Source organism: Chitinophaga rupis (assembly GCF_900109685.1).
GTDB lineage: Bacteria > Bacteroidota > Bacteroidia > Chitinophagales > Chitinophagaceae > Chitinophaga > Chitinophaga rupis.
The window spans coordinates 404,974-426,196 of record NZ_FOBB01000006.1 but is presented as its reverse complement, the minus strand read 5'-3'; the positions used below and the strand labels follow the sequence as shown (position 1 = coordinate 426,196).

The 21,223-nt window shown below is 48.4% G+C and carries 11 protein-coding genes; 2 read left to right on the top strand and 9 right to left on the bottom strand.

Annotated features, from left to right (window positions below; translation table 11 throughout):
* The first annotated feature begins 11 nt into the window (after positions 1-11).
* On the top strand, positions 12-7,268 hold the full coding sequence (gene sov, locus BMZ54_RS22920; protein ID WP_089917788.1) for a T9SS outer membrane translocon Sov/SprA: 7,257 nt from the start codon (positions 12-14) through the stop codon (positions 7,266-7,268).
* Positions 7,269-7,338: 70 nt separating this feature from the next.
* On the opposite strand, the gene BMZ54_RS22915 is transcribed toward sov, so the two are convergent.
* From BMZ54_RS22915 to dprA, 9 genes are all read right to left on the bottom strand, one after another.
* The gene (locus BMZ54_RS22915) at positions 7,339-8,850 is read right to left on the bottom strand and encodes a malate:quinone oxidoreductase (protein WP_089917786.1); all 1,512 of its coding nucleotides are present in this window, start codon (positions 8,848-8,850) and stop codon (positions 7,339-7,341) included.
* A 121-nt stretch (positions 8,851-8,971) separates the two neighbouring features.
* A complete protein-coding gene (locus tag BMZ54_RS32990) occupies positions 8,972-9,133 on the bottom strand; it encodes a hypothetical protein (protein WP_156093025.1) in 162 nt (53 codons plus the stop codon).
* A 136-nt stretch (positions 9,134-9,269) separates the two neighbouring features.
* The gene (locus tag BMZ54_RS22910) at positions 9,270-10,025 is read right to left on the bottom strand and encodes an SDR family NAD(P)-dependent oxidoreductase (protein WP_089917785.1); all 756 of its coding nucleotides are present in this window, start codon (positions 10,023-10,025) and stop codon (positions 9,270-9,272) included.
* 139 nt (positions 10,026-10,164) lie between these two features.
* Complete coding sequence (locus tag BMZ54_RS22905; RefSeq protein WP_089917783.1) at positions 10,165-12,084, bottom strand: PKD domain-containing protein; 1,920 nt, start codon at positions 12,082-12,084, stop codon at positions 10,165-10,167.
* A 129-nt stretch (positions 12,085-12,213) separates the two neighbouring features.
* Positions 12,214-14,853, bottom strand: coding sequence for a PKD domain-containing protein (locus tag BMZ54_RS22900; RefSeq protein WP_143081110.1), 2,640 nt, complete (start codon positions 14,851-14,853; stop codon positions 12,214-12,216).
* Positions 14,854-14,895: 42 nt separating this feature from the next.
* Complete coding sequence (locus BMZ54_RS22895; protein WP_089917780.1) at positions 14,896-15,690, bottom strand: alpha/beta fold hydrolase; 795 nt, start codon at positions 15,688-15,690, stop codon at positions 14,896-14,898.
* Positions 15,674-17,317 carry an apolipoprotein N-acyltransferase gene (lnt, locus tag BMZ54_RS22890; protein ID WP_089917778.1) on the bottom strand — a complete coding sequence of 548 codons (1,644 nt, stop codon included), beginning with the start codon at positions 17,315-17,317 and terminating at the stop codon, positions 15,674-15,676. The genes BMZ54_RS22895 and lnt overlap by 17 nt, the downstream gene beginning before the upstream one ends.
* 203 nt (positions 17,318-17,520) lie before the next feature.
* Positions 17,521-18,993, bottom strand: a complete 1,473-nt coding sequence (gene guaB / locus BMZ54_RS22885; RefSeq protein WP_089917777.1) for an IMP dehydrogenase — start codon at positions 18,991-18,993, stop codon at positions 17,521-17,523.
* A gap of 133 nt (positions 18,994-19,126) precedes the next feature.
* Positions 19,127-20,242, bottom strand: coding sequence for a DNA-processing protein DprA (gene dprA, locus BMZ54_RS22880; RefSeq protein ID WP_089917776.1), 1,116 nt, complete (start codon positions 20,240-20,242; stop codon positions 19,127-19,129).
* 46 nt (positions 20,243-20,288) lie between these two features.
* On the opposite strand from dprA, the gene BMZ54_RS22875 reads away from it, so the two are divergent.
* A complete protein-coding gene (locus BMZ54_RS22875; RefSeq protein WP_089917774.1) occupies positions 20,289-21,098 on the top strand; it encodes a 5'-nucleotidase, lipoprotein e(P4) family in 810 nt (269 codons plus the stop codon).
* Positions 21,099-21,223 lie beyond the last annotated feature (125 nt).

The window sequence follows — 21,223 nt, the reverse complement described above, 5'->3', positions numbered from 1 at the left end:
ACCTATTTCGCTTGGCAAAAAAGACATATTTAAGTGCTTTTGCAGTGATAGGCGTCGTATCTTTTTTTATTCTTGACACTGCCGCAAGGGAACGTTCGGGAAATTATTTCAAGCAACCAAACTGGAAAACAGATACAACCGCAAAGGATACTACCCATAAAAGTGACACCCTGAAATATCCTATAAAAGACAGGTACGGAAATGCCATTACCGATCCTGTCAGGAATGCTATTGATCTAAAAGACCCCGCCAGCATTAAAAGAGACGTAGAATACGATCCCGTTACCAAACAATATACCGTTACGGAAAAAATAGGCGACCAGTACTACCGTAACCCCACCTACATGAGCTTTGACGAGTTTTACAAGCTGCAATCCTCCCAGAGCGAACAAAGCTACTGGCAAAAGCGGGCAGCTACCCTGGGTAGCCTGAACCAGCTGGGCTCCGGCCCGCAGCTCAATAGCGGCAACAGCCTGTTTGACCGTGTATTCGGCGGCAGCAAGGTGGATATACGCCCCCAGGGAAGCCTGGACCTCACATTCGGCTACCAGGGCCAGAACATCAAGAACCCCGTGCTGGTTGAACAGGCGCGTAAGAACGGGGGTTTTGATTTTGACATGAACATTAACATGAACGTAACCGGTAAAATAGGGGATAAGCTAAAGCTCATCACCAACTATAATACCCAGAGCACCTTTGACTTTGAGAACCAGATAAAGCTGGAATACACCGGTTACGATGATGAGATCATAAAAAAGATAGAAGCCGGTAACGTAAGCTTCCCCTTACGCAGCCAGCTTATTTCCGGGGTACAGTCGCTGTTTGGTCTTAAAACCCAGCTGCAGTTTGGCCGCCTTACGGTAACCAGTGTACTCTCTAACCAGAAATCGCAGAAACAGAACCTGATGCTGAAAGGCGGCACCCAGGTGCAGGACTTTAACATACGGGCAGATGAGTATGAGGATAACCGCCACTTCCTGCTGGCGCAGTTCTTCCGGGATACGTTCAACTATGCGATGTCTAACCTGCCCGTGATCCGCTCCCTTTCTTACATTAACCGTATAGAAGTATGGGTAACCAATAAAACCGGGGCTACCACCAATACCAGGGATGTAGTAGGTTTAATGGACTTAGGTGAATACAAGCCTTTTAATACCAGCTTTCAGCCGGATGTTAAACTACCCAGCAACCGGTCTAACAGTTTGTATGCCCAGCTGGCCAACGACCCGGGCGGCCGTTTTACCGGTACTGTGGTAAGCCGCCTGTTAAGCCTGGGATTGAAACCGGTGCAGGAGTTTGAAAAAACCTTTGCCCGTAAGCTGGACTCCACCGACTATACGGTGAACCGGCAGCTGGGTTACATATCGTTAAACCAGCAGCTGCAGCCGGATGAGGTGTTGGCCGTAGCATACCAGTATACGTATAACGGCCGTGTGTACCAGGTAGGGGAGTTCTCACAGGATGTACCGCCGGACCAGAACAACAGCGCCAACCAGCAGATCCTGTTCCTGAAATTATTGAAAGCTACTTCCGCCCGGCCTACCCTGCCTATCTGGGACCTGATGATGAAGAACATCTACTCCACAGGCGCCATCCAGATCAACCGGCAGGATTTTAAGCTGGACGTATATTATAAAGATCCCGGTACGCAGGACCGTGCACCCAGTGATAAACGTTATATCCCGGATGCCCAGGGAGCCTACGCAGGGGCGCCCATTATCACTATCCTGAACCTGGACCGCTTAAATAACCAGAACGATCCCCAGCCCGATGGGGTTTTTGACTACGTGGAAGGGTACACGATCAACTCACAAACCGGGCATGTGATGTTCCCGCAGCTGGAACCGTTTGCCGGCGGGCTGCAAAAGGCCTTTGGGGGCGATGTGACCCTGGAAAAGCAATATCTCTATAAGGTATTGTATGACTCCATAAAAGTAGTAGCACAGCAGTTCCCACAGCTGAACCGCTATGTGCTGAAAGGCTCTTATAAATCCGCCAACTCGTCGGAAATATCCCTGGGCGGTTACAACATTCCGCCTGGCTCCGTAACGGTAAATGCCGGCGGGCAAATGCTGCGCGAGAATGTGGATTATATCATAGACTATAACCTGGGCCGTATTAAAATTATTAACGGCGGGGTGCTGGCATCCGGTGTGCCTATTAATGTGCAGTTTGAGAACAATGCCCTGTTTGGCCAGCAGGTACGTAACTACCTGGGTACCCGCCTGGATTATGTGGTGAACGATAAGCTGAGCCTGGGTGGTACCATGGTGCGCATGAGTGAGCGGCCCTATTACCAGAAAGTGAACTACGGGGAAGACCCTATTAATAATACGGTGCTGGGATTGGACGTAAACTATAATTCCGAATGGAAAGGGCTTACCCGGTTCCTGGATAAGCTGCCCAACTACAGCACTACCACACCCTCCAACATCCTGTTCACCGGTGAGGTAGCACGGCTGTTCCCCGGCCACAGTAAGCTGGTGAATGCAGCGGGCAGCAGCAGCGGCCAGGTATTTATTGATGATTTTGAAGGCTCCCAGAGCGGGTACGACCTGAAGTTTCCCGCCACCAGCTGGGCCCTGGCCTCTACTCCCAGCGGGGCTACAGATGCCAATGGCAACCTGCTGTTCCCGGAAGCAGACCTGAACGATTCACTGGCCTATGGTAAGAACCGTGCAAGGCTGGCCTGGTATATTATAGAACCTACCTTACAGATCCCCAAGTCACCGGGCCTGCCTGCCAACATTACCACACAGGATCAGTCGGATCCGCGGGTACGTTTGGTTTACCAGAAAGAAGTATTCCCCAATATGTCAACCGATTTTGGACAGAGCCAGCTAAGCACCCTTGATCTGGCCTACTATCCAACGGAACGGGGCCCCTATAACTTTTCTTACCTGCCATCAGATATTGATGCCAGCGGCCATTTGAAAACACCGCAGCGCAAATGGGCCGGTATGATGCGCGCTATTGACAACAGTGATTTTGAAACGGCTAACGTGGAGTTCATAGAGTTCTGGATCCAGGATCCGTTCATTAAATCACCCAACAGCGCAGGCGGTCAGCTGTACTTTAACCTGGGTAACGTATCGGAAGATGTGCTGAAGGATTCCCGTAAAATGTTTGAGAACGGCTTACCGGATCCTAATCAGAACGCCAACCAGATGGACTCATCCCACTGGGGCCGCGTACCTAAATACCAGCAGCAGCTTACACAGGCATTTGATAATGATCCCAACATCCGCTCTTACCAGGATGTGGGTTATGATGGCTTACGCTCCAACGGTGGTGTTACTGATGAACGTTTCTTTTACCGCGATTACCTGAATAAGCTGGCCGCCAGCTTTGGTACCTCTTCTGCTATTTACCAGCAGGCGTTTAACGATCCCGCGAACGATGACTACCACCACTACCGCGGTGATGATTATGACAAGGACCGCCTGGGCATTTTACAGCGCTATAAGAGATACAGCAACCCGGAAGGCAACTCACCGGTATCCAACAATAACTCCCAGTATTCATCAGCAGCCACCAACATACCGGAATCTGAGGATCTGAACCGGGATAATACCATGAACGAAACGGAAGAATACTTCCAGTACATGGTGAACCTGAAGCCTAACATGCAGATAGGCGAAAATTATGTGGTGGACAAGATCGCCGCTGATGTAGTGCTGCAGGATGGTAACAAAACCACGGAAACATGGTATCAGTTCAAAGTGCCGGTGAACCAGTATAACCGCCGCATTGGCAGTATCCCGGATTTTAAGTCCATACGTTTTATGCGGATGTTCCTGACCGGCTTCCAGGATTCTGTAGTAGTGCGTTTTGCTAAACTGGACCTGGTACGCAACCAGTGGCGCCGTTATATGTATAAATTACAACCCGGCGATCCTATACCCATTGACGAAAGCACCAAGTTCAATACCACAGCGGTGAACATTGAGGAAAACTCAAACCGCAAACCCATTCCGTATGTAATACCGCCGGGTGTAACCAGGCAAAACACCATCAGCACCAACAACACCACATTGCAGCTGAATGAGCAGGCCCTTTCCATGCAGGTATGCGACCTGAAGGATGGCGATAACCGCGGCATTTACAAGAACCTGGGCCTGGATATGCGCCAGTATAAAAGGCTGCAGATGTACATACACGCAGAAGCGGTGAATACCGCCACTTCTTTGAAAGATGGTGAGCTGCGCGCCATTGTTCGTTTGGGCAGCGACTTTACCAATAACTATTATGAATACCAGATACCGCTGAAAGTAACTCCGTGGAACTCAACAGATGCCAATGCCATATGGCCGGAAGCAAATAACCTGGACCTGGAGCTGGCCAAGCTGCCTAATCTGAAACAGCGGCGCAACATGTGCGATACGTGCTCTCCCATCCTCCCATATACAGAGGCCGACGGTACCAACTTCCTTAGCGTAGTAGGTAACCCCAGCCTGGGCGATGTAAGAAGTGTAATGATAGGCGTGTATAATCCTAAAAGCGATGGATTATCCAAATGTACCGAAGTATGGTTCAATGAAATGCGCCTGACAGACTTTGATGAAAAAGGCGGTTATGCAGCTATGGCCCGTATGGATGTACAGCTGGCCGACCTGGGTACCGTAAGCGTATCCGGTAACATGCACACCGCCGGTTTTGGCGCTATAGATCAGCGGGTGAATGAACGTTTCCGCGATAACTACCTGCAATATGATGTAGCGGCCAACCTGGACCTAGGTAAGCTGCTGCGTAAGAAAGCAGGCATTTCCATACCGGTATATGCCGGTTACTCACAGGCCGCCAGCAACCCGGAATATGATCCGTATGACATGGATATTAAGCTGAAAGATAAGCTGCGTTTGGCGCGTACCTCTGCCGAGCGGGATTCCATTAAACGGGATGCACAGGATTATACTTCTATTAAGAGCCTGAACTTTACCAACGTACGTAAGCTGAACCAGGGTAAGCCCAAGCTGAAAATATGGGATATAGAGAACTTTGACATTAGTTACTCCTTCTCCCAAACCAATAGCCATAACCCGCTTATTGAAAACGACATTCTTACCAAACACCGCGGAGGCCTGGGGTATAACTATGCCGGCCAAAGCAAGTTTATTACGCCGCTGAAAAAGCTGTTGGGTAAATCCAAAACGCATTGGCTGGATCTGATCCGCGACTTTAACGTAAACTACGTGCCTTCCATCATCAGCTTCCGCGCAGATATTACCCGGCAGTTTGGCGCCACGCGCATCCGCAATGTGGGCAGTGATGGCTTGTATAAGCTGCCGGAAACCTATAACAAGTACTTCACTTTTGACCGTTACTATGGTTTAAAGTGGGACCTGACCCGCAGCCTTACCATTGACTTTAATGCAGTAACCAATACCCGTATTGATGAACCGGACGGCCGTATTGATACCAAGGCTAAGCGGGATAGTGTACGCCATAACCTGTTTAAGTTTGGCCGTACCACCAACTACTTCCATTCCGCCAACGTTACGTATACGCTGCCTACCAGCAAAATTCCGCTGTTAAGCTGGACGAACATTGCATTAGGCTATAGTACGGAATACCGCTGGACCGGCGCCAGCCGCCTGGCATTGGAGCTGGGTAATGCCATTGAGAATACGCAGAACAGAACGGTGACCGCAGAATTTAAGTTCTCTGAGCTGTATAATAAATCCAAGTTCCTGCGCAGGGTTACCGGCGGATCATCCGGTAATAACAATAACCGGAATGCACAGAATCAGAACATGCAGGGCAACCAGCAGAACAAACAGCAACAGCCGCAGCAAAAGCAGGAAGATGATGAGATGCCCGCCCTGGTGAAAGCAGCGCTGAAACCTCTGTTATCTGTAAAACGTATTGCCATTAATTATTCTGAAAATTCCGGTACCCGCTTACCCGGTTATATAGATAGTACCAAAATACTGGGTATGAACTGGGCCTCTATGGCGCCGGGCTTGGGCTTTGTATTTGGCGCCCAGCCTAATAAAGCCTGGCTGGATAATTTTGCCAAGAAGGGATTGATCACACCGGATACGCTGTTCAACGTACAGTTCCAGCAACAGTTCACCCAGCGGCTGGATGCGCAGGCGCAGCTGGAACCCCTGCCCGATCTGCGTATTGACCTGAACATCACTAAATCATTCACCAAAACACATACGGAGCTGTTCAAAAATGCTACGGATACCTTGGGTAATGTGCTAGGTTTTGAACACCTGAGCCCTTATGATGCAGGTGGGTTTGAGATCACTTATATAGCCATACAAACACTGTTTGGTAAGATCGATGCGGAAAGCGGTATGTCTACCACCTTCCGGAACTTTGAGAACTACCGTTTAGCTATTTCCAAACGCCTGGCTGCGCAAAACCCTTATAACCAGGGGCAGCCAACCCAGAATGCAAAAGATCCAACCTATTATTATGGTTACAGCCGTTATGCGCAGGATGTATTGATACCCGCTTTCCTGGCAGCTTACACCGGTAAAGACCCGGAAAAGATTGGCCTGCTGAAGCAAAGCAATAGCAATGTACGCAGCAACCCGTTCAGCAACTTTATACCCAAACCTAACTGGCGTATTACCTATAACGGGTTAACCAAGCTGGAACCATTCCGTAACATCTTTACAAACTTTGTGCTTACGCATGCCTATACCGGTACGCTCAGCATGAACTCCTATAACACGGCGCTGTTCTATGAGGATCCGCGCCTGGCAGGGTACCCTGGCTTTATAGATACCGTATCCGGCAACTATATTCCTTACTTCCTGGTGCCCAACCTGACCATGACAGAGCAGTTTGCGCCGTTGATAGGTTTTGATATGACCTTTACCAACAGCCTGAATGCCCGCCTGGAATTCAGGAAGAGCCGCTCCCTGAGCTTAAGCCTGATAGACTACCAGTTAACAGAGCTGCGCTCTACTGAAGTAATACTTGGCGGCGGTTACCGCATGCGCGGTTTCCCCTTACCATTCCGTGTAGGAAAAAATGGCGGCAAGAAATTAGAAAATGATATGAACTTCCGCCTGGACCTCAGCTACCGCGATGACCGGACGGTGAATAACCGCCTGGATGCGGACCTGGTGATACCTACCAGTGGTCAGAAGGTGATAGGCATAGCCCCGTCTATTGATTATGTGGTGAATAACCGTTTGAACCTGCGTTTCTTCTATGACCGGAGGCAAACCATACCGGTAATATCCACCGCCTATCCCATTACCAATACCAGGGGCGGCCTTACATTAAGATTTATGCTAGCGCAATAATGTGTGTCACACATAAAAAAGAGGGGTATGAATGCACTATTCATACCCCTCTTCATTTATAGCTTAATTATTAATTATTAATTCCCACTTCCTCCTCCACATTCAGCTTCAGCACCTGGCCAGTCCAGCTGCGCATTTCATCGCACAGGCCGGGTGTATCTGCCAGTTTTTGCCCGTAAGAAGGGATCATTTCTTTCAGCTTGGCCTTCCACTCCGGGCTGTTCATCTGCGTTTTAAAGCAGCGGTTCAGCAGGTCCAGCATAATGGATACGGCGGTGGATGCACCGGGCGATGCACCCAGCAGGGCCGCAATGGTACCATCTGCAGCGCTCACCACTTCAGTGCCGAATTCCAGTACGCCACCGTGCTCAGGATCTTTTTTAATGATCTGCACCCGTTGCCCGGCAGTTTCCAGGTCCCAGTCTTCCATTTTGGCCTGAGGTACAAAAGCGCGTAAAGCTTCCATACGGCCTTCCGGCGACTGGCGCACCTGCTCTATCAGGTATTTGGTTAAGGGAATATTATCGAAGCCTGCTGCCAGCATAGGGCGGATATTATAATATTTAATAGATAACGGCAGGTCCATGAAAGAGCCATGTTTCAGGAACTTGGTGGAGAAACCAGCGTAAGGACCAAACAGCAATGCCTTTTTACCGTCAATCACCCGGGTATCCAGGTGGGGCACCGACATGGGCGGTGCGCCGACTGCAGCTTTACCATACACCTTGGCGGCATGTTGCTCAATAACTGCAGGATTGTTGCAGATGAGCCATTGGCCGCTTACCGGGAAACCGCCAAAACCCTTGCCTTCCGGTATGCCTGATTTCTCCAGCAAAGGCAGTGAGCCGCCGCCGGCGCCTATAAATACAAACTTGGTTTTAAGCGTACGTTTTTTACCGGTAGTGGCATTCTTTACGGTAATGGACCAACGTCCATCCTCTTCCTGTTCAATATCACGTACTTCGTGTGCGGTATAGATCTTTACCCCCTTCTGGTTATACAGATAGGTGCACAGCTGCCGGGTAAGTGCGCCAAAGTTCACATCCGTACCGGCTTCCATGCGGGTAGCAGCTACCTTTTGTTCAGGATCGCGGCCTTCCATTACCAGCGGCATCCATTTGGCAAGGGTAGCATGATCTTCTGAATATTGCATGCCTTTGAACAATGGATTACCTTCCAGCGCTTTTTGGCGCTGCTGTAAGTATGTTACATTCGGGCCGCCCCACACAAAGCTGATGTGTGGCACGCTGCGTATAAAACTTTCCGGGGATTTAATATAACCTTCCTGCACCAGGTAAGCCCAGAATGCTTTGGAAACTTCAAAAGACTCTGCAATTTTAGCGGCTTTGGAACTTTCAACCGTGCCATCCGGCTTTTCAGGGGTGTAGTTCAGCTCACAAAAGGCAGAGTGCCCGGTGCCTGCATTATTCCATGCATCTGAACTTTCACCGGCAATAACATCCAGTCTTTCAAAGATTTCAATGGTTAGTTCGGGCTGTAATTTTTTCAATAACACGCCCAGTGTGGCGCTCATGATACCAGCTCCAATTAACACAACATCAGGCTCAGCTTTTGAAGACATATATTAAAAGGTATTATTTACGTTTTTCCGGCGCAAAATTAATAGGAATATGCCTAAAACAAAACAGTCCCGGCCATAAGCGCGGGACTGTTAACAAATTCTTTTCTCTACTTCTCATACCTCAACTGTAGCTCAGGGAGTAATCAGCTTCACCGCCCCAGGCTTTACCCATGGCCCAGCGGCCATATTTGTTCTGCCTGGATCTGTCGGCGTAAAAGCGCCACTCCTGTTTCCACCTGGGATAGTACAGGCGTAATAATAGAATAGTTACAAATGTTAGCATAGGGATTTTCGATTATAGGATTATAGGATAGTTAGTTAGTCTCGAAACACTGTAACGTTAAAATTAAATTGTTTCAAATATATGAATCGTTTCAAATATATTCAAAATGTATAACCTATAAAATAACATGTTCATGTTAATTTCTGTGGTAATAATAAGCGCTTGCCTGTTGCAAGGGTGTTATTTCCAGGTGGTTTATACATACATGCGGAGGCAGGGTAGTGCAGTAAAAGATCACATCTGCCACATCCTCAGCGCTTAAGGGCTTTAAACCCTTGTATACATCTTTGGCTTTATCCTCATCGCCCTTAAAACGTACTACGGAAAATTCTGTTTCCGCTGCGCCGGGGCAAACATTCGTAACCTTTATACCAAAGGGTAGCAGGTCTATACGCATACCCTGTGAAATAGCATCTACCGCAGCCTTGCTGGCACAGTACACATTACCTTTGGCATATACCTGGCTGCCTGCAATAGAGCCCAGGTTAATAATATGGCCCCTGCCCTGTGCCTTTAGCCAGGGTATTACCGCACGGGATACATACAGCAGCCCTTTTACATTGGTATCCAGCATGGCGTTCCAGTCGTCTGTGCTGCCTTCATCAACAGTGCTGAGGCCTGCGGCCAGCCCGGCGTTGTTAATAAGCACTTCCACCTTTTTCCATTCTTCCGGTATGGCTTCCAGGGTGTTGACCACAGTTTGCTCTTCTCGCACATCAAAAGTGAGCGGCAGCACTTTAACGCCGTATTGCTGTTCCAGGGATGTTTTTAACTCATTCAACCTTTCCTGCCGGCGGCCGGTAATAATAAGATCATGTTTATGTTGGGCAAATTTTTCAGCACAAGCCTTTCCAAATCCGGCGGTAGCACCGGTAATGAGTATAACAGCCATGGGACTTTAGATTTTAGATTTTAGATTTACGATTTTAGATTGGATGGGGGCGGATATTGCTCCCTATTATCTAAATCATTTCCTTTCACAAATCTAAAATCGTAAATCTAAAATCGTAAATCTAAAATCGTAAATAAATTCATCTTATCAGGGTAACTGTACCGCTTTTGGAAACGGTTTGCCCGCCCAGGTCCTTGCCCTGTAAGATCCATACATAGGTGCCCATGGCAGCAGATTGCCCATGCACCGTACCATCCCAGCCGGTACGGAAATCAATGGAGGAGTACACCAGCTGGCCCCAGCGGTCGTAAATGCGGAAGAAATCATATTGTACAATGCCCACCGGTATAAACCGGAACCGGTCGTTTTGCCCATCGCCGTTGGGGGTAAAGGCATTGGGTATGTAAATGTCGGGCCCCAGGTAATATTTTACATTTAGTGTGTCGTACCCTACGCAGCCCTGCTGATTAGATACTTTAAGCAGGAATTGTATATCCTTATCATAATCCAGTACCGGGTCCGCAATGCCGGCATTATTCAGGCCATAGGGAGGCGTCCACTGGTAAAATTCACCACCACTGGCATGCAGGGGTAATAGCTGCCCGCGCGCCAGTATGGTATCATTGCCGGCATAAGGCTTTACTTGATACACGGTCAGGTTTAAGGTGGAGGTTTTCGTACAGCCTTTATCCGTATCCAGCGAAAGGGTAATGGTATACACCCCGCCCTCCGGGTACTGCATATTCACCTGCTTTCCGCTGGCTATGGCATTGGGCATGCCCAGGTCCCAGCTGCGGGTCAGGATATTACCATAGGTGTAGGAAGAGGTATCCCTGAAAATAATAGGATCCCCCGCGCAAATGCCTGTTACGGTGAAGCCTGCACGTAAACCTGGGTAGTTGTTAATGGTGCCGGTGCTGCTATCCACACAGGGCAGCCCGCGGTTTACTACCAGCTTAATGGGATAGCTGCCGGTATCGGGATAAGCGTGGTAAAATACTTTTTTATCGTAGGTAACAGTATCCGTACCATCCCCAAAGTTCCAGTAATAGCTGGAGGTAAAACCGGCATTGCTGAAGTTGGGTATGGCTACGCGCAGGTCGGCCGTATCGGTGCAGTTGTTCAGTATATCCTGCAGGTTGGCCCGCACGGCGGATTTACAGCTGAAGACAGTGAGCAAAATATCTTTATGATGGGTGCCAATGTACTTTTTGGTAACACGGTCATATTCAGTGACACAAACAGATACTACAAACTTTCCTACCCGGTTAGGTGTACCGGTAAGCAGTCCCTTGTTATCAATGGCTATGAGGGGCGCGCCACCCATAGGGTCTGCGCCGGAATAGGGCGGAATGTAATTCACGATGTCATCATACGGTGGCGGATTAATAGCATTGCTTTCATTCCTGGCCGCGCCACCGGTTAAGGCGCTGCAAAGGGCGTAGGTTAAGCTGTCGCCATCAGGATCGGTGGCGGCATAATCGTACCGGAAAGCAAAATCGGCGCAGATCACGATCGCTACATCTTTACTAAAATATGCGCTGTTATTATTAGGACGGCTTTCCGTGCCGGGAATGGTAGTGTAGTAGGTGCTGCCTTCCTGTTCTGAATTGTAAATGTTGGCCAGCTTCTCGCCCCGGCAGCAGCGCTGATAAGCCACATAATAGCCGCCATAAATGGGCGGCAGTTCAATGGTATCACGGTAAAAGGCAGCTTCCAGGTGTTGTGTTTGCGGGGTAAGACAGGGATTCTTTAGTGTATCAAACAGCTGTTTTGTTTCCTGTATGTATAGCAATACCGGTGCTATGGCCCGCTGTCCGGACGCGGTGTATACATTCACCGCAACAGGATTCTCAAAACGGTCCAGGCATCCCTGCCGGTCACCGCAGGTGAAATCTGCATCGCGGTAAAGCTTTAAAGTGATAAGGTAGCGGTATTGGCCTGTAATGCTATTATAGGCTACGGTTTGATAATAGATCTCCCCGCCAATTATATGGTAAGCAACTGCTACAACGTGGATCAGGCAGCAGCCAAAAACGAGTAGGAAGAATTTGCTCATGAAGTATGGCACAGGCTCTCTGAATGTACTAAAAAAATAGCAATCCAGGAAAAGAAATCGACGAAAAGAAAAAGGCGGAAATGCAATAGTGGAAAGCGATAGCGGGGATTTTACCCCTTACGTTTTTTTCTAACGTATAAGCGTAACAGTACCTTTGCGCAGCAGGGTATTACCATGAATATCCTGGCCCTGTACTACCCAAACATAGGTACCCACCGCCGCCGGGCTGCCGTTTAATGTACCATCCCAACCCTTCAAATATTCTGTATTGGAGTACATGGCTTTGCCCCAGCGGTCAAATACGCGGAAGAAATCCATATGCACAATACCTACCGGCAATGGGCGGAAGATATCATTTTGCCCATCGCCGTTGGGGGAAAAGGCAGTGGGAATGTAAATATCCGGGCCTACAATAAAACGCAGGTGAATATCATCTGTAGCATAGCAGCCATCAACCGTATATACAGTTACGTAATAGGTAATATCGCGGTTAATGTTTGTAAGTGGTGTATCTATATTCGGATTGTTCAGGCCTTCCCCGGGTGTCCATAAATAGCGGCTGCCGCCGGTGGCGTGCAGGCGGAAAGGCTGATCCTTAATAAGAATAGTATCGTTGCCCGCAAAGGCAGGTACAGGTGGCGTTACACCTATCTGCACTGTGTCATTCACCGGTTTGGGACAACCCAGTATATCCGTTACCGTTACAATAAAATCAGTAGTGGTTAATGGCTTGGCAAGGGTAACGGAACGGGTAGGGGTGGAAAGTACGGCAGTGGGCGTCCAGGTGTAGGAGGAGCCGCCGGTGGCCCTCAGCGTTACTGCATCGCCATAACAGATTGTGGTATCCTCGCCGGCATAAGCATGGGGCGGATCTACTACTTTAAAGTTGATGGTATCACGGGATGAGCAGCTGCCCAGCGTAACCTGAATAGCATAGGAAGCTGCTGGTGGCGGCGGTACAACGGAAGTAGTGAGCGCATTGCCTACTACACTGTTGTTGGCCAGGTTTAACCAGGTGAACTGGTAAGCGCCGTCTGTGATTGCTTTAAGCTGCAATGTATCGCCGGTACATACCGTGCTGTCGGGCGATGTGCGTACCAGCAAGGTATCTTTCACGTCTATAGCTACACGCTGGCTGTTCACACAGCCGGTATTATCTGTAAAGGTTACAGTATAAGCCGTATCCACTTTCGGATTCACAATAGGCGTTGCTGTATTGGCGCCGGTAATAAAATAGTGGCTGGGTGTCCAGGCATAAGTGCCTGGCTGCAGGCTGGATGCATGCAGCTGCAATGCATCATTATGGCAAAGCGGTGTGTCGCTGGTGGTAGTTAAAGGTGGCTTGTCGTAAATGGTGACCGTGTCGTAATAGGTACGTTCACAACCATTTTTGGTACGCACTAACAGCTCTACATTATACTTACCGGCAGCCGGGTACTGATAGGTGGGATTGCTGGCTAACAGCGCCGTATCATTAGTGGCATTGGTATCGCCAAAATCCCAGCGGTAATAATCAATAGCATCTGTTCTGCTGCTGGTAGTGGAGGTGTTGCGGAACTGTGTGGGTTTGGTGGTACATAAACCGCTTACGGAGAAATCCGGATTAAATAAGGGATATACATACACGGTAGCAAGGGCACTGTCGCCGCAGCTGCTGGAACGGTCCACGATCAGTTTTACTGTATAAACACCTTCCTGTTTGTAAGTATGTTTTAAAGTATCTGTGCTGGTAGTGGTAAGCGTATCCCCATCTCCAAAATCCCAGAAGTAGGTTTTGCCGGGTGTGCTGTTATTCAGGAAGTTGATGGTATAGCCGTTACAATCCGCATATTTATCGGGCATGGCGGCTGTTACCAAACGGGTACAGGTGGTAACGGTTATGTGAAAATCCTTACGGTGCACGCCTAACAGCTGGTTACCGCGGTATTCCTTTACACACACGGTAATTACATACTTGCCGGCAGGTGGCGCTATGCCGGATATAACGCCGGTTTGCGGGTTAATGGTAGCAGCATCGCCCAACGGGTTTTCCCCGTCGTAAGGGTTCTTATAAGGTACGCTGTTATAAGGGGGGCCTACTGCGGGCGGTGGTATACCGGTATTGGTGGTTTGTCCGCCGCCGTACGCATCGCAAAAGCTGTATTCCAAACGGTCGCCATCCGGGTCAACGGCAGAAAAGTCATACGTGAATTTTTTGCCTGCACATATCACCACTGCCTGGTCTTTGGCAAACACAGGGCTTGAGCTGCCAATGATGCCGTTGTTCTTGCCCGGTAGCTCAGCAATATAAGTGGCGCCATTACCGGGGCGGCTATTATCGTTGGGAACATGTGTGTCTACAACATTCTCTATAAAATTATCGCGGCAGCAGCTCTGGAAAGCAACGGTATACCCCTGGTCATTATCCGGTACAGTAATAGTGCCTTCAAAAATACCGATCTCAAAACATACGCTGGGCGGATTCACAATACAGGGATCTATCAGCGCAGAGCTCACGGTTTGTATAGGGCCTTTGCGGTCAAACTGGTAGTTGCCGGACTGCGCGCCGTTGTCTTTACTATAGATGGTAAAATACACGCTGGGGGGCATAGCCGCAACATTGCCGCCCGGGTTGCCGCATATGCGGAACAGCTTTAACGTAACCAGGTATTGCGTTTGGCCGTTGCTGCTGCCCAGGAATTTATAATACATTTCCCCGCCAATAATATGGGAAGCCCGTGCGGTAAACACACAGGCAAAACATATCATTAATAAGGTAAGGCGTTTCACTTAGCGGGTTGAATGTATTTTTTCGGTTGAATGTTACGGTTGCTATTTACAAAACTCAATAAACTGTTGCAGTACCAGCGTGCTTTCCTGCGCCACTTCCCACATGCCCATATGCCCGGTATGCTCAAAAATATGGATGCTGCTCTTAGGCGGTAAGGTTACCTGGGGCAGCACACTATCCATAGGCACGGCAGTATCATCTTTTCCCATAATGAACAGTACAGGCACTTGTATTTGCTGCAATACCGTTTTACGGTCCGGCCGTTGTATCATGGCTTCATAGTAAGCGATCAGCGCTTCCACTTTGCATTGCATGCCCATTTGTACCAACGCTTCTACCAGGGCAGGCTGCGTATTTTTTGTATGTGGGCTGAACATGCCGGGCACTGCCTGCCGTACAAAAGCTTCGCTGCCATATTGTTCCATGAGCTTAATGGATTTGCGGCGGGCTTCTTTTTTCTCTTCCGTATCTGCGGCTGCAGTGGAGTGGAATAATCCCAAACCCTGCAGGTGCTGCGGATATTTTTCTGCAAATGCCAGCGCCACATAACCACCCATGGAGTGTCCTATAACTGTTAACTTTTCAATGCCTTCTGCTAACACTATAGCATGTACGAAATCCGCCATGCTCTCCATGCTCAGTGGCTGGGTAAGCGGTGAGCGGCCGCTGCCCGGCAGGTCTGGTGTTATTACGCAGTAATTAGCCTGCAGGTTGCTTTGCTGCTGCGCCCATACTTCACTGTTTTCGGGGAATCCGTGGAGCAGCATTACCGGTGTGCCTTTGCCTGTTACTTGGTAGCCTCCGCTGAATTTTGCATGGTTAAGTTCTTTCCACATATGCTTTCCTGTTAGTGAACCTTAGAACGAGGGAGTATATCAATAACAAGATACAAAATATCAGCGCTCCTTTTGAGATGAGATCACCATTCCTTACATAGAACGTAAAAGTGGGGTCCGGTGTTACATTGGCTTTAATAACTGCTTCCTGCCAGTAGGGCTGCGGTAGCTCCAGATCTCCGGCTGGCGTAATAAAGCAGGAAATGCCGGTGTTGGCGCTGCGTGCAATCCAGCGCCTTGTTTCAATAGCGCGCAGGCGAGCATATTGTAAATGCTGGCGGTGCCCTTCCGTGTTGCCCCACCAACCATCATTTGTTATAATAAATAACAGGCTGGCGCCCAGGCGTACATGTTCTGCCACAAACTCACCGTAAATAGATTCATAACATATAGTGGGAAATGCTTTAATGTGTTGGGTGTTATTTTCCAGTACTGCAACTCCGGGGCTACGGCCATAGCTGCCGGTAATGCCGCCCATATCCAGTGCAAAGTTATCCAGAAACTTCAGGTAGCGGGAGTAGGGGATCAGCTCCACACCCGGCACCAGCTTGGATTTGTGATATATCTGTATAAGATTAGATGTATCTATCTGTAATCCTGTGTTAAAGGCATCGAAGTACATGCCGCCATCCATAGGCCGGGAGGAGTAGGGAGCTTCGTCTTTATTTTCGTAACGTTTAAGCGTAGTAGCGCCGGTGATCAGTTTTGCGTTGGGATATTGCTTTAACATATTGCGCACAGCCTGTACCGCGGGTTGTTCATTCAATTCATGTTCCCAGGCGCCCCGCGGAAATAAAGCAGTTTCAGGCCATACAATATAGGCAGTATTGCTGTCGGCCATTTGCCGGGTAAGGCGCATAAATTTTTCAAGCTGTTGTGATTCTGCACCGTCAGCAAACTTATCATACGGGTCAATGTTGGGCTGCACTACCACTACAGAAAGTGGCCTGGGACCGCCTTTAAACGGTTTGTGCGTCCAATAGCTAACACCGGTTATTATGCTTAGTATAAACGGTATAATAAAGGCAGCTGCAGGTTTCCAGCCTTCTTTCCAGAGAAAGGTAGCAACTGGTAAGCTGTATTGCCTGCGTTTTTGCCAGCACGTGTATATAGTAATATTAACGATCAGTACCCACAATGTGCCGCCACTGGTGCCGGTGTATTCATACCACTGGATCCAGCCGGGATGCATGGCAAATATATTACCTACGGTTAGCCAGGGCCAGCTGAACTCCCAGTTCAGGTGTATGTATTCAAACGTTAACCAATATACGATAAGCGCCAGGTAGCTCATGGTGGTGCCAAACCGCTTGCGGATATTCTTAAAACCCACCCAGGGCACCGTCATTATCAATGCGTTGATCACATTGGCTGCCACACCACTCATAGGCACGGTTGTATTACCTACCCACCAGGTAGTGCCTACATTCCATATTACCATGGCCAGGTATACGCAGCCAAAATAAGTACCGCGGTGTTGTACCAGCGTAGTTAAATGTAGCAATGGTATGAAAGCCAGGAATATAAGCAGGGTTAAGGGAGAGCTGGGCCAGGCCGCCCAAAGCAGCAGGCCGCTTGCAAGGCCCAGTAACCAGGGAAGCCATCTGTTGAAACTACGGTTAGCCATATATTGTGCAATGGTTTTCAAAAATAAGGTATTGATGTTAACAGGACATGAAAAATCGATGGAGAGCGGCCAGCTACCGACCAACAAAAACTACAGCCGTAATATTTAAACAAAAGAGCCGGGTTAGCGCCCGGCTCTTTGAATTTATAGTATGAACATTACACGTATACTTATTTTACCAACTGTTGCCTGTTCCGCGTTAATTACCTGCTGTAGTTCGGTGCTTCCTTGGTGATCACCACATCATGCGGGTGATTTTCTTTTACAGTAGCAGCGGTGATCTTTATAAACTGTGCAGCCTGTAAAGCTTTTATATCTTTGGAACCGGTAAGGCCCATACCTGCACGTAAGCCCCCAACAAACTGCATGATCACTTCTGCCAAAGTACCTTTATACGGCACCCGGCCTACAATACCTTCCGGCACCAGTTTCTTAATATCATCCTCATCCTGGAAATAGCGGTCTTTACTGCCTTCCAGCATAGCCTCTACAGATCCCATACCGCGGTAAGATTTAAACTTACGGCCTTCGTAAATAATGGTTTCTCCGGGGCTTTCTTCCACACCTGCAAAAATGGAACCTGCCATAATGCAGGATGCACCTGCTGCTAGAGCTTTCACCATATCGCCGGTATAGCGGATACCGCCATCGGCAATTACAGGTACACCGGTTTTTTTAAGCGCTTCTGCAGCATTCATGATAGCAGACAGCTGCGGAAAACCAGCGCCGGTTACTACACGGGTGGTACAGATAGAGCCTGGGCCCACGCCTACTTTCACGGCATCAGCACCTGCATCTGCCAGGGCTTTGGCGCCATCGCCGGTAGCTACGTTACCGGCAATTACCTGTAGTTTGGGAAACGCTTTTTTCAGTTTCTTCAGGCTGTTTAATACGGCTATAGAGTGGCCATGGGAGCTGTCCAGGCAAACTACATCCACACCTACCTGGATCAGTGCCTGTGCCCTGTCCAGGATATCCTGTGTAATGCCCAGGGCAGCGCCTACCAGCAGGCGGCCATATGCGTCTTTCACCGCATTAGGATGGCTGGTGAGCTGCAGTATATCGCGGTAAGTGATGAGGCCTACCAGCTTTTTGTTTTTGCTGACAACCGGCAGCTTTTCAATTTTATTCTGTTGCAGGATCTTTTCTGCTTTCTTCAGGTCAGTGCCTTCAGGGGCGGTTACCAGCCCTTCTGTGGTCATTACTTCACTTACCAGGCGTTTCATATCTCTCTCAAAGCGCAGATCACGGTTGGTAAGTATGCCTACTAAGGTTTTGTTATTATCAACAATGGGAATACCGCCAATGCTGTTCTCTTTCATGAGCTGTAATGCCTTTCCAATGGTAGCGCTGGCCTCCAGGGTTACAGGGTCTAGTATAAGCCCGTTCTCGCTGCGTTTCACACGGCGCACCAGTTCAGCCTGTTTTTCAATGCTCATATTCTTGTGCAGGATGCCTATACCGCCTTCTCTTGCCAGAGCAATAGCCAGGTTAGCTTCTGTAACCGTATCCATGGCAGCAGACACCATTGGTATGTTCAGCTTTAATTCCCGGGTAAGTTGGGAGGAGATATTTACTTCTTTCGGTAAAACTTCAGAATAGGCAGGCACAAGGAGTACATCGTCAAATGTAAGGCCGTCATCTACAAATTTGGGTTTGGCTTTTCCCGCAGGCATGTTGCAATTATTTGTTGGTTTGGAAATAATTGCACGCAAATGTACGAGTATTTACCGAATTAGAAAAACGCGTTTTCTATAACGGCATAGAGCGTGTCTATATAACAAAGAATTAATCTGGATGAAAGGGAGCCTATCCTACAAACTGGTACCGCTGCCCGGGCATGCTTTTAACCATGCAGTGCATTTCCAGGTTCATGAGCACATTATTCAGCTGGCTGCCAGGTATTTGGCTGGCCCGGCAAATATCATCATAATGCTGTTCTGTTTTATCCTGGAAAACGGCTACCACGCGCTCTTCTTCGTGGCTAAGGGATACAAACATGGCGCGTTGCTGCACGGCAGGTATGTTTTTAGGCGTTTGCTGCTCCCATCCCATAATATCCAGTATATCAGCAGCATCGGTGATCAGATGCGCGGTGTGTGTTTTAATAAGCTGGTGGCAGCCGGCAGAGTGGGGGTCGTTAATTCTGCCGGGTATGGTAAGCACATCACGGTTATAGCTGCTGGCTATTTGTGCGGTAATTAAGGAGCCGCCCCGCAGGCCGGTTTCTATTACCAGGGTAGCATCGCAAATACCGGCTACAATACGGTTGCGCATGGGAAAGTTTTGTTTATCAGGCTTGGTTTGGCTCATGAAGTCTGTTAAAAGGCCTCCGTTTTCCAGCATAGCAGTTGCAATATTTTTATGCACATAGGGATAAATACGATCCAGGCCATGCGCCAGCACGCCAATAGTAGGCATATTATGCTGCAGTGCTGTTTTATGTGCAATAATATCTATACCGTAAGCCATACCGCTTACAACAGTAATTTGGTGCGGCGCTAATGCCGCTACAATGGCTTCGCACATGGCTTTGCCATATTCGCTGGGTGTGCGGGTACCAATAATGTTAATGATGCGCGATGCATTGAGATTAGCATTCCCTTTAAAATACAACAGTAATGGCGCATCATAACAATCCTGCAACCTTTTCGGGTAGGCCTCATCAGTATAAAAAACAGGCTGGATCTTATACTTTTCAATAAAACGTATTTCTTCCTCTACGCGTGCAAAGCCTGCAAACGCTTTAATAGCCGTGGCCCGTATGCTGCCTATTTCAGGTATCCTTTCCAATGCCTGCTTGCCGGCTTTAAAAATGGCACTGGCACTACCAAAATGATCAATTAATTTTCTTGCGAGCACGTCGCCTATCTGGGGAATTTGTGTGAGGGCTATCTGGTGGAATAATTCTGAAGGTTCAAACATTGGATAAACTATCTTTACCCTAATTTACATCTTTTCCCCCGGTCCAATGCACAAAAAAACAATTTTTATCACATTCATAATCGTACTTACACTAGCCTGTAAAACGCCGCAGCCTGCAATGGTGCAAGGCCCACCACGTACGGCGTTATTACCATATGGTGCGGCATGGGCTGCTTTATGGCAGCAACGTTCATCTGAATATAAAGCATTATGTTTTCAGGCATACAATACGGCCACCCTTCGTTTGAATGAGTATGTACAGCAAAGCACGGATAAGCCTTTTGCTATTGTAACAGATATTGATGAAACCGTTTTGGATAACAGCCCTTACACCGTGCATACTGCTTTACAGGGGCAGGCTTATAGTGATAGAACCTGGCAGGAGTGGACGGCCAAAGCGGCTTGTGATACTGTACCGGGTGCTCTGTCATTTCTCAAATATGCAGCTGCTAAAGGTGTACAGGTATTTTACATTACCAACCGCGCCGAAAGTGAGCGTGCAGCCACTTTGCAAAACCTGCAGCGCTGGAATTTTCCTGATGCAGATGATCAGCACTTGTTATTAAGAGCATCATCATCTTCTAAAGAAACACGCCGTTTGCAGGTAGCGCAAACGCACAATATCATCATGTTACTGGGAGATAATCTTGGCGATTTTTCCGCCTTGTTTGAAAAACAATCTTATGCGCAAAGGGAAGTGAATACAGAAAACGCTGCTGCGGCATTTGGCAGCCGTTTCATTGTATTACCCAACCCTATGTATGGCGATTGGTTAGGTACGCTCATTAACTTTCAATACCAACTCTCGCAATCGCAGCAGGATTCTATATTGAAAAAACAGCTCAGAGACTATTAATTACGAATTACGAATTGAGTATATCATAAAAAAGAGTCCTGCGCCTTAAAGCTGCAGGACTTTTTTATTACAGTAGTTAATCGTATTTGTAACGCTACAGTGAATCACTCCTCTCCAAACCAGTC

What these genes read in the sequence shown, in the direction of transcription:
- guaB (WP_089917777.1), bottom strand. Translation starts at nt 18,993, where the DNA reads ATGCCTGCGGGAAAAGCCAAACCCAAATTTGTAGATGACGGCCTTACA.
- BMZ54_RS22910 (WP_089917785.1), bottom strand. Translation starts at nt 10,025, where the DNA reads ATGGCTGTTATACTCATTACCGGTGCTACCGCCGGATTTGGAAAGGCT.
- BMZ54_RS22905 (WP_089917783.1), bottom strand. Translation starts at nt 12,084, where the DNA reads ATGAGCAAATTCTTCCTACTCGTTTTTGGCTGCTGCCTGATCCACGTT.
- BMZ54_RS22895 (WP_089917780.1), bottom strand. Translation starts at nt 15,690, where the DNA reads ATGTGGAAAGAACTTAACCATGCAAAATTCAGCGGAGGCTACCAAGTA.
- lnt (WP_089917778.1), bottom strand. Translation starts at nt 17,317, where the DNA reads ATGGCTAACCGTAGTTTCAACAGATGGCTTCCCTGGTTACTGGGCCTT.
- dprA (WP_089917776.1), bottom strand. Translation starts at nt 20,242, where the DNA reads ATGTTTGAACCTTCAGAATTATTCCACCAGATAGCCCTCACACAAATT.
- BMZ54_RS22915 (WP_089917786.1), bottom strand. Translation starts at nt 8,850, where the DNA reads ATGTCTTCAAAAGCTGAGCCTGATGTTGTGTTAATTGGAGCTGGTATC.
- BMZ54_RS22875 (WP_089917774.1), top strand. Translation starts at nt 20,289, where the DNA reads ATGCACAAAAAAACAATTTTTATCACATTCATAATCGTACTTACACTA.
- BMZ54_RS32990 (WP_156093025.1), bottom strand. Translation starts at nt 9,133, where the DNA reads ATGCTAACATTTGTAACTATTCTATTATTACGCCTGTACTATCCCAGG.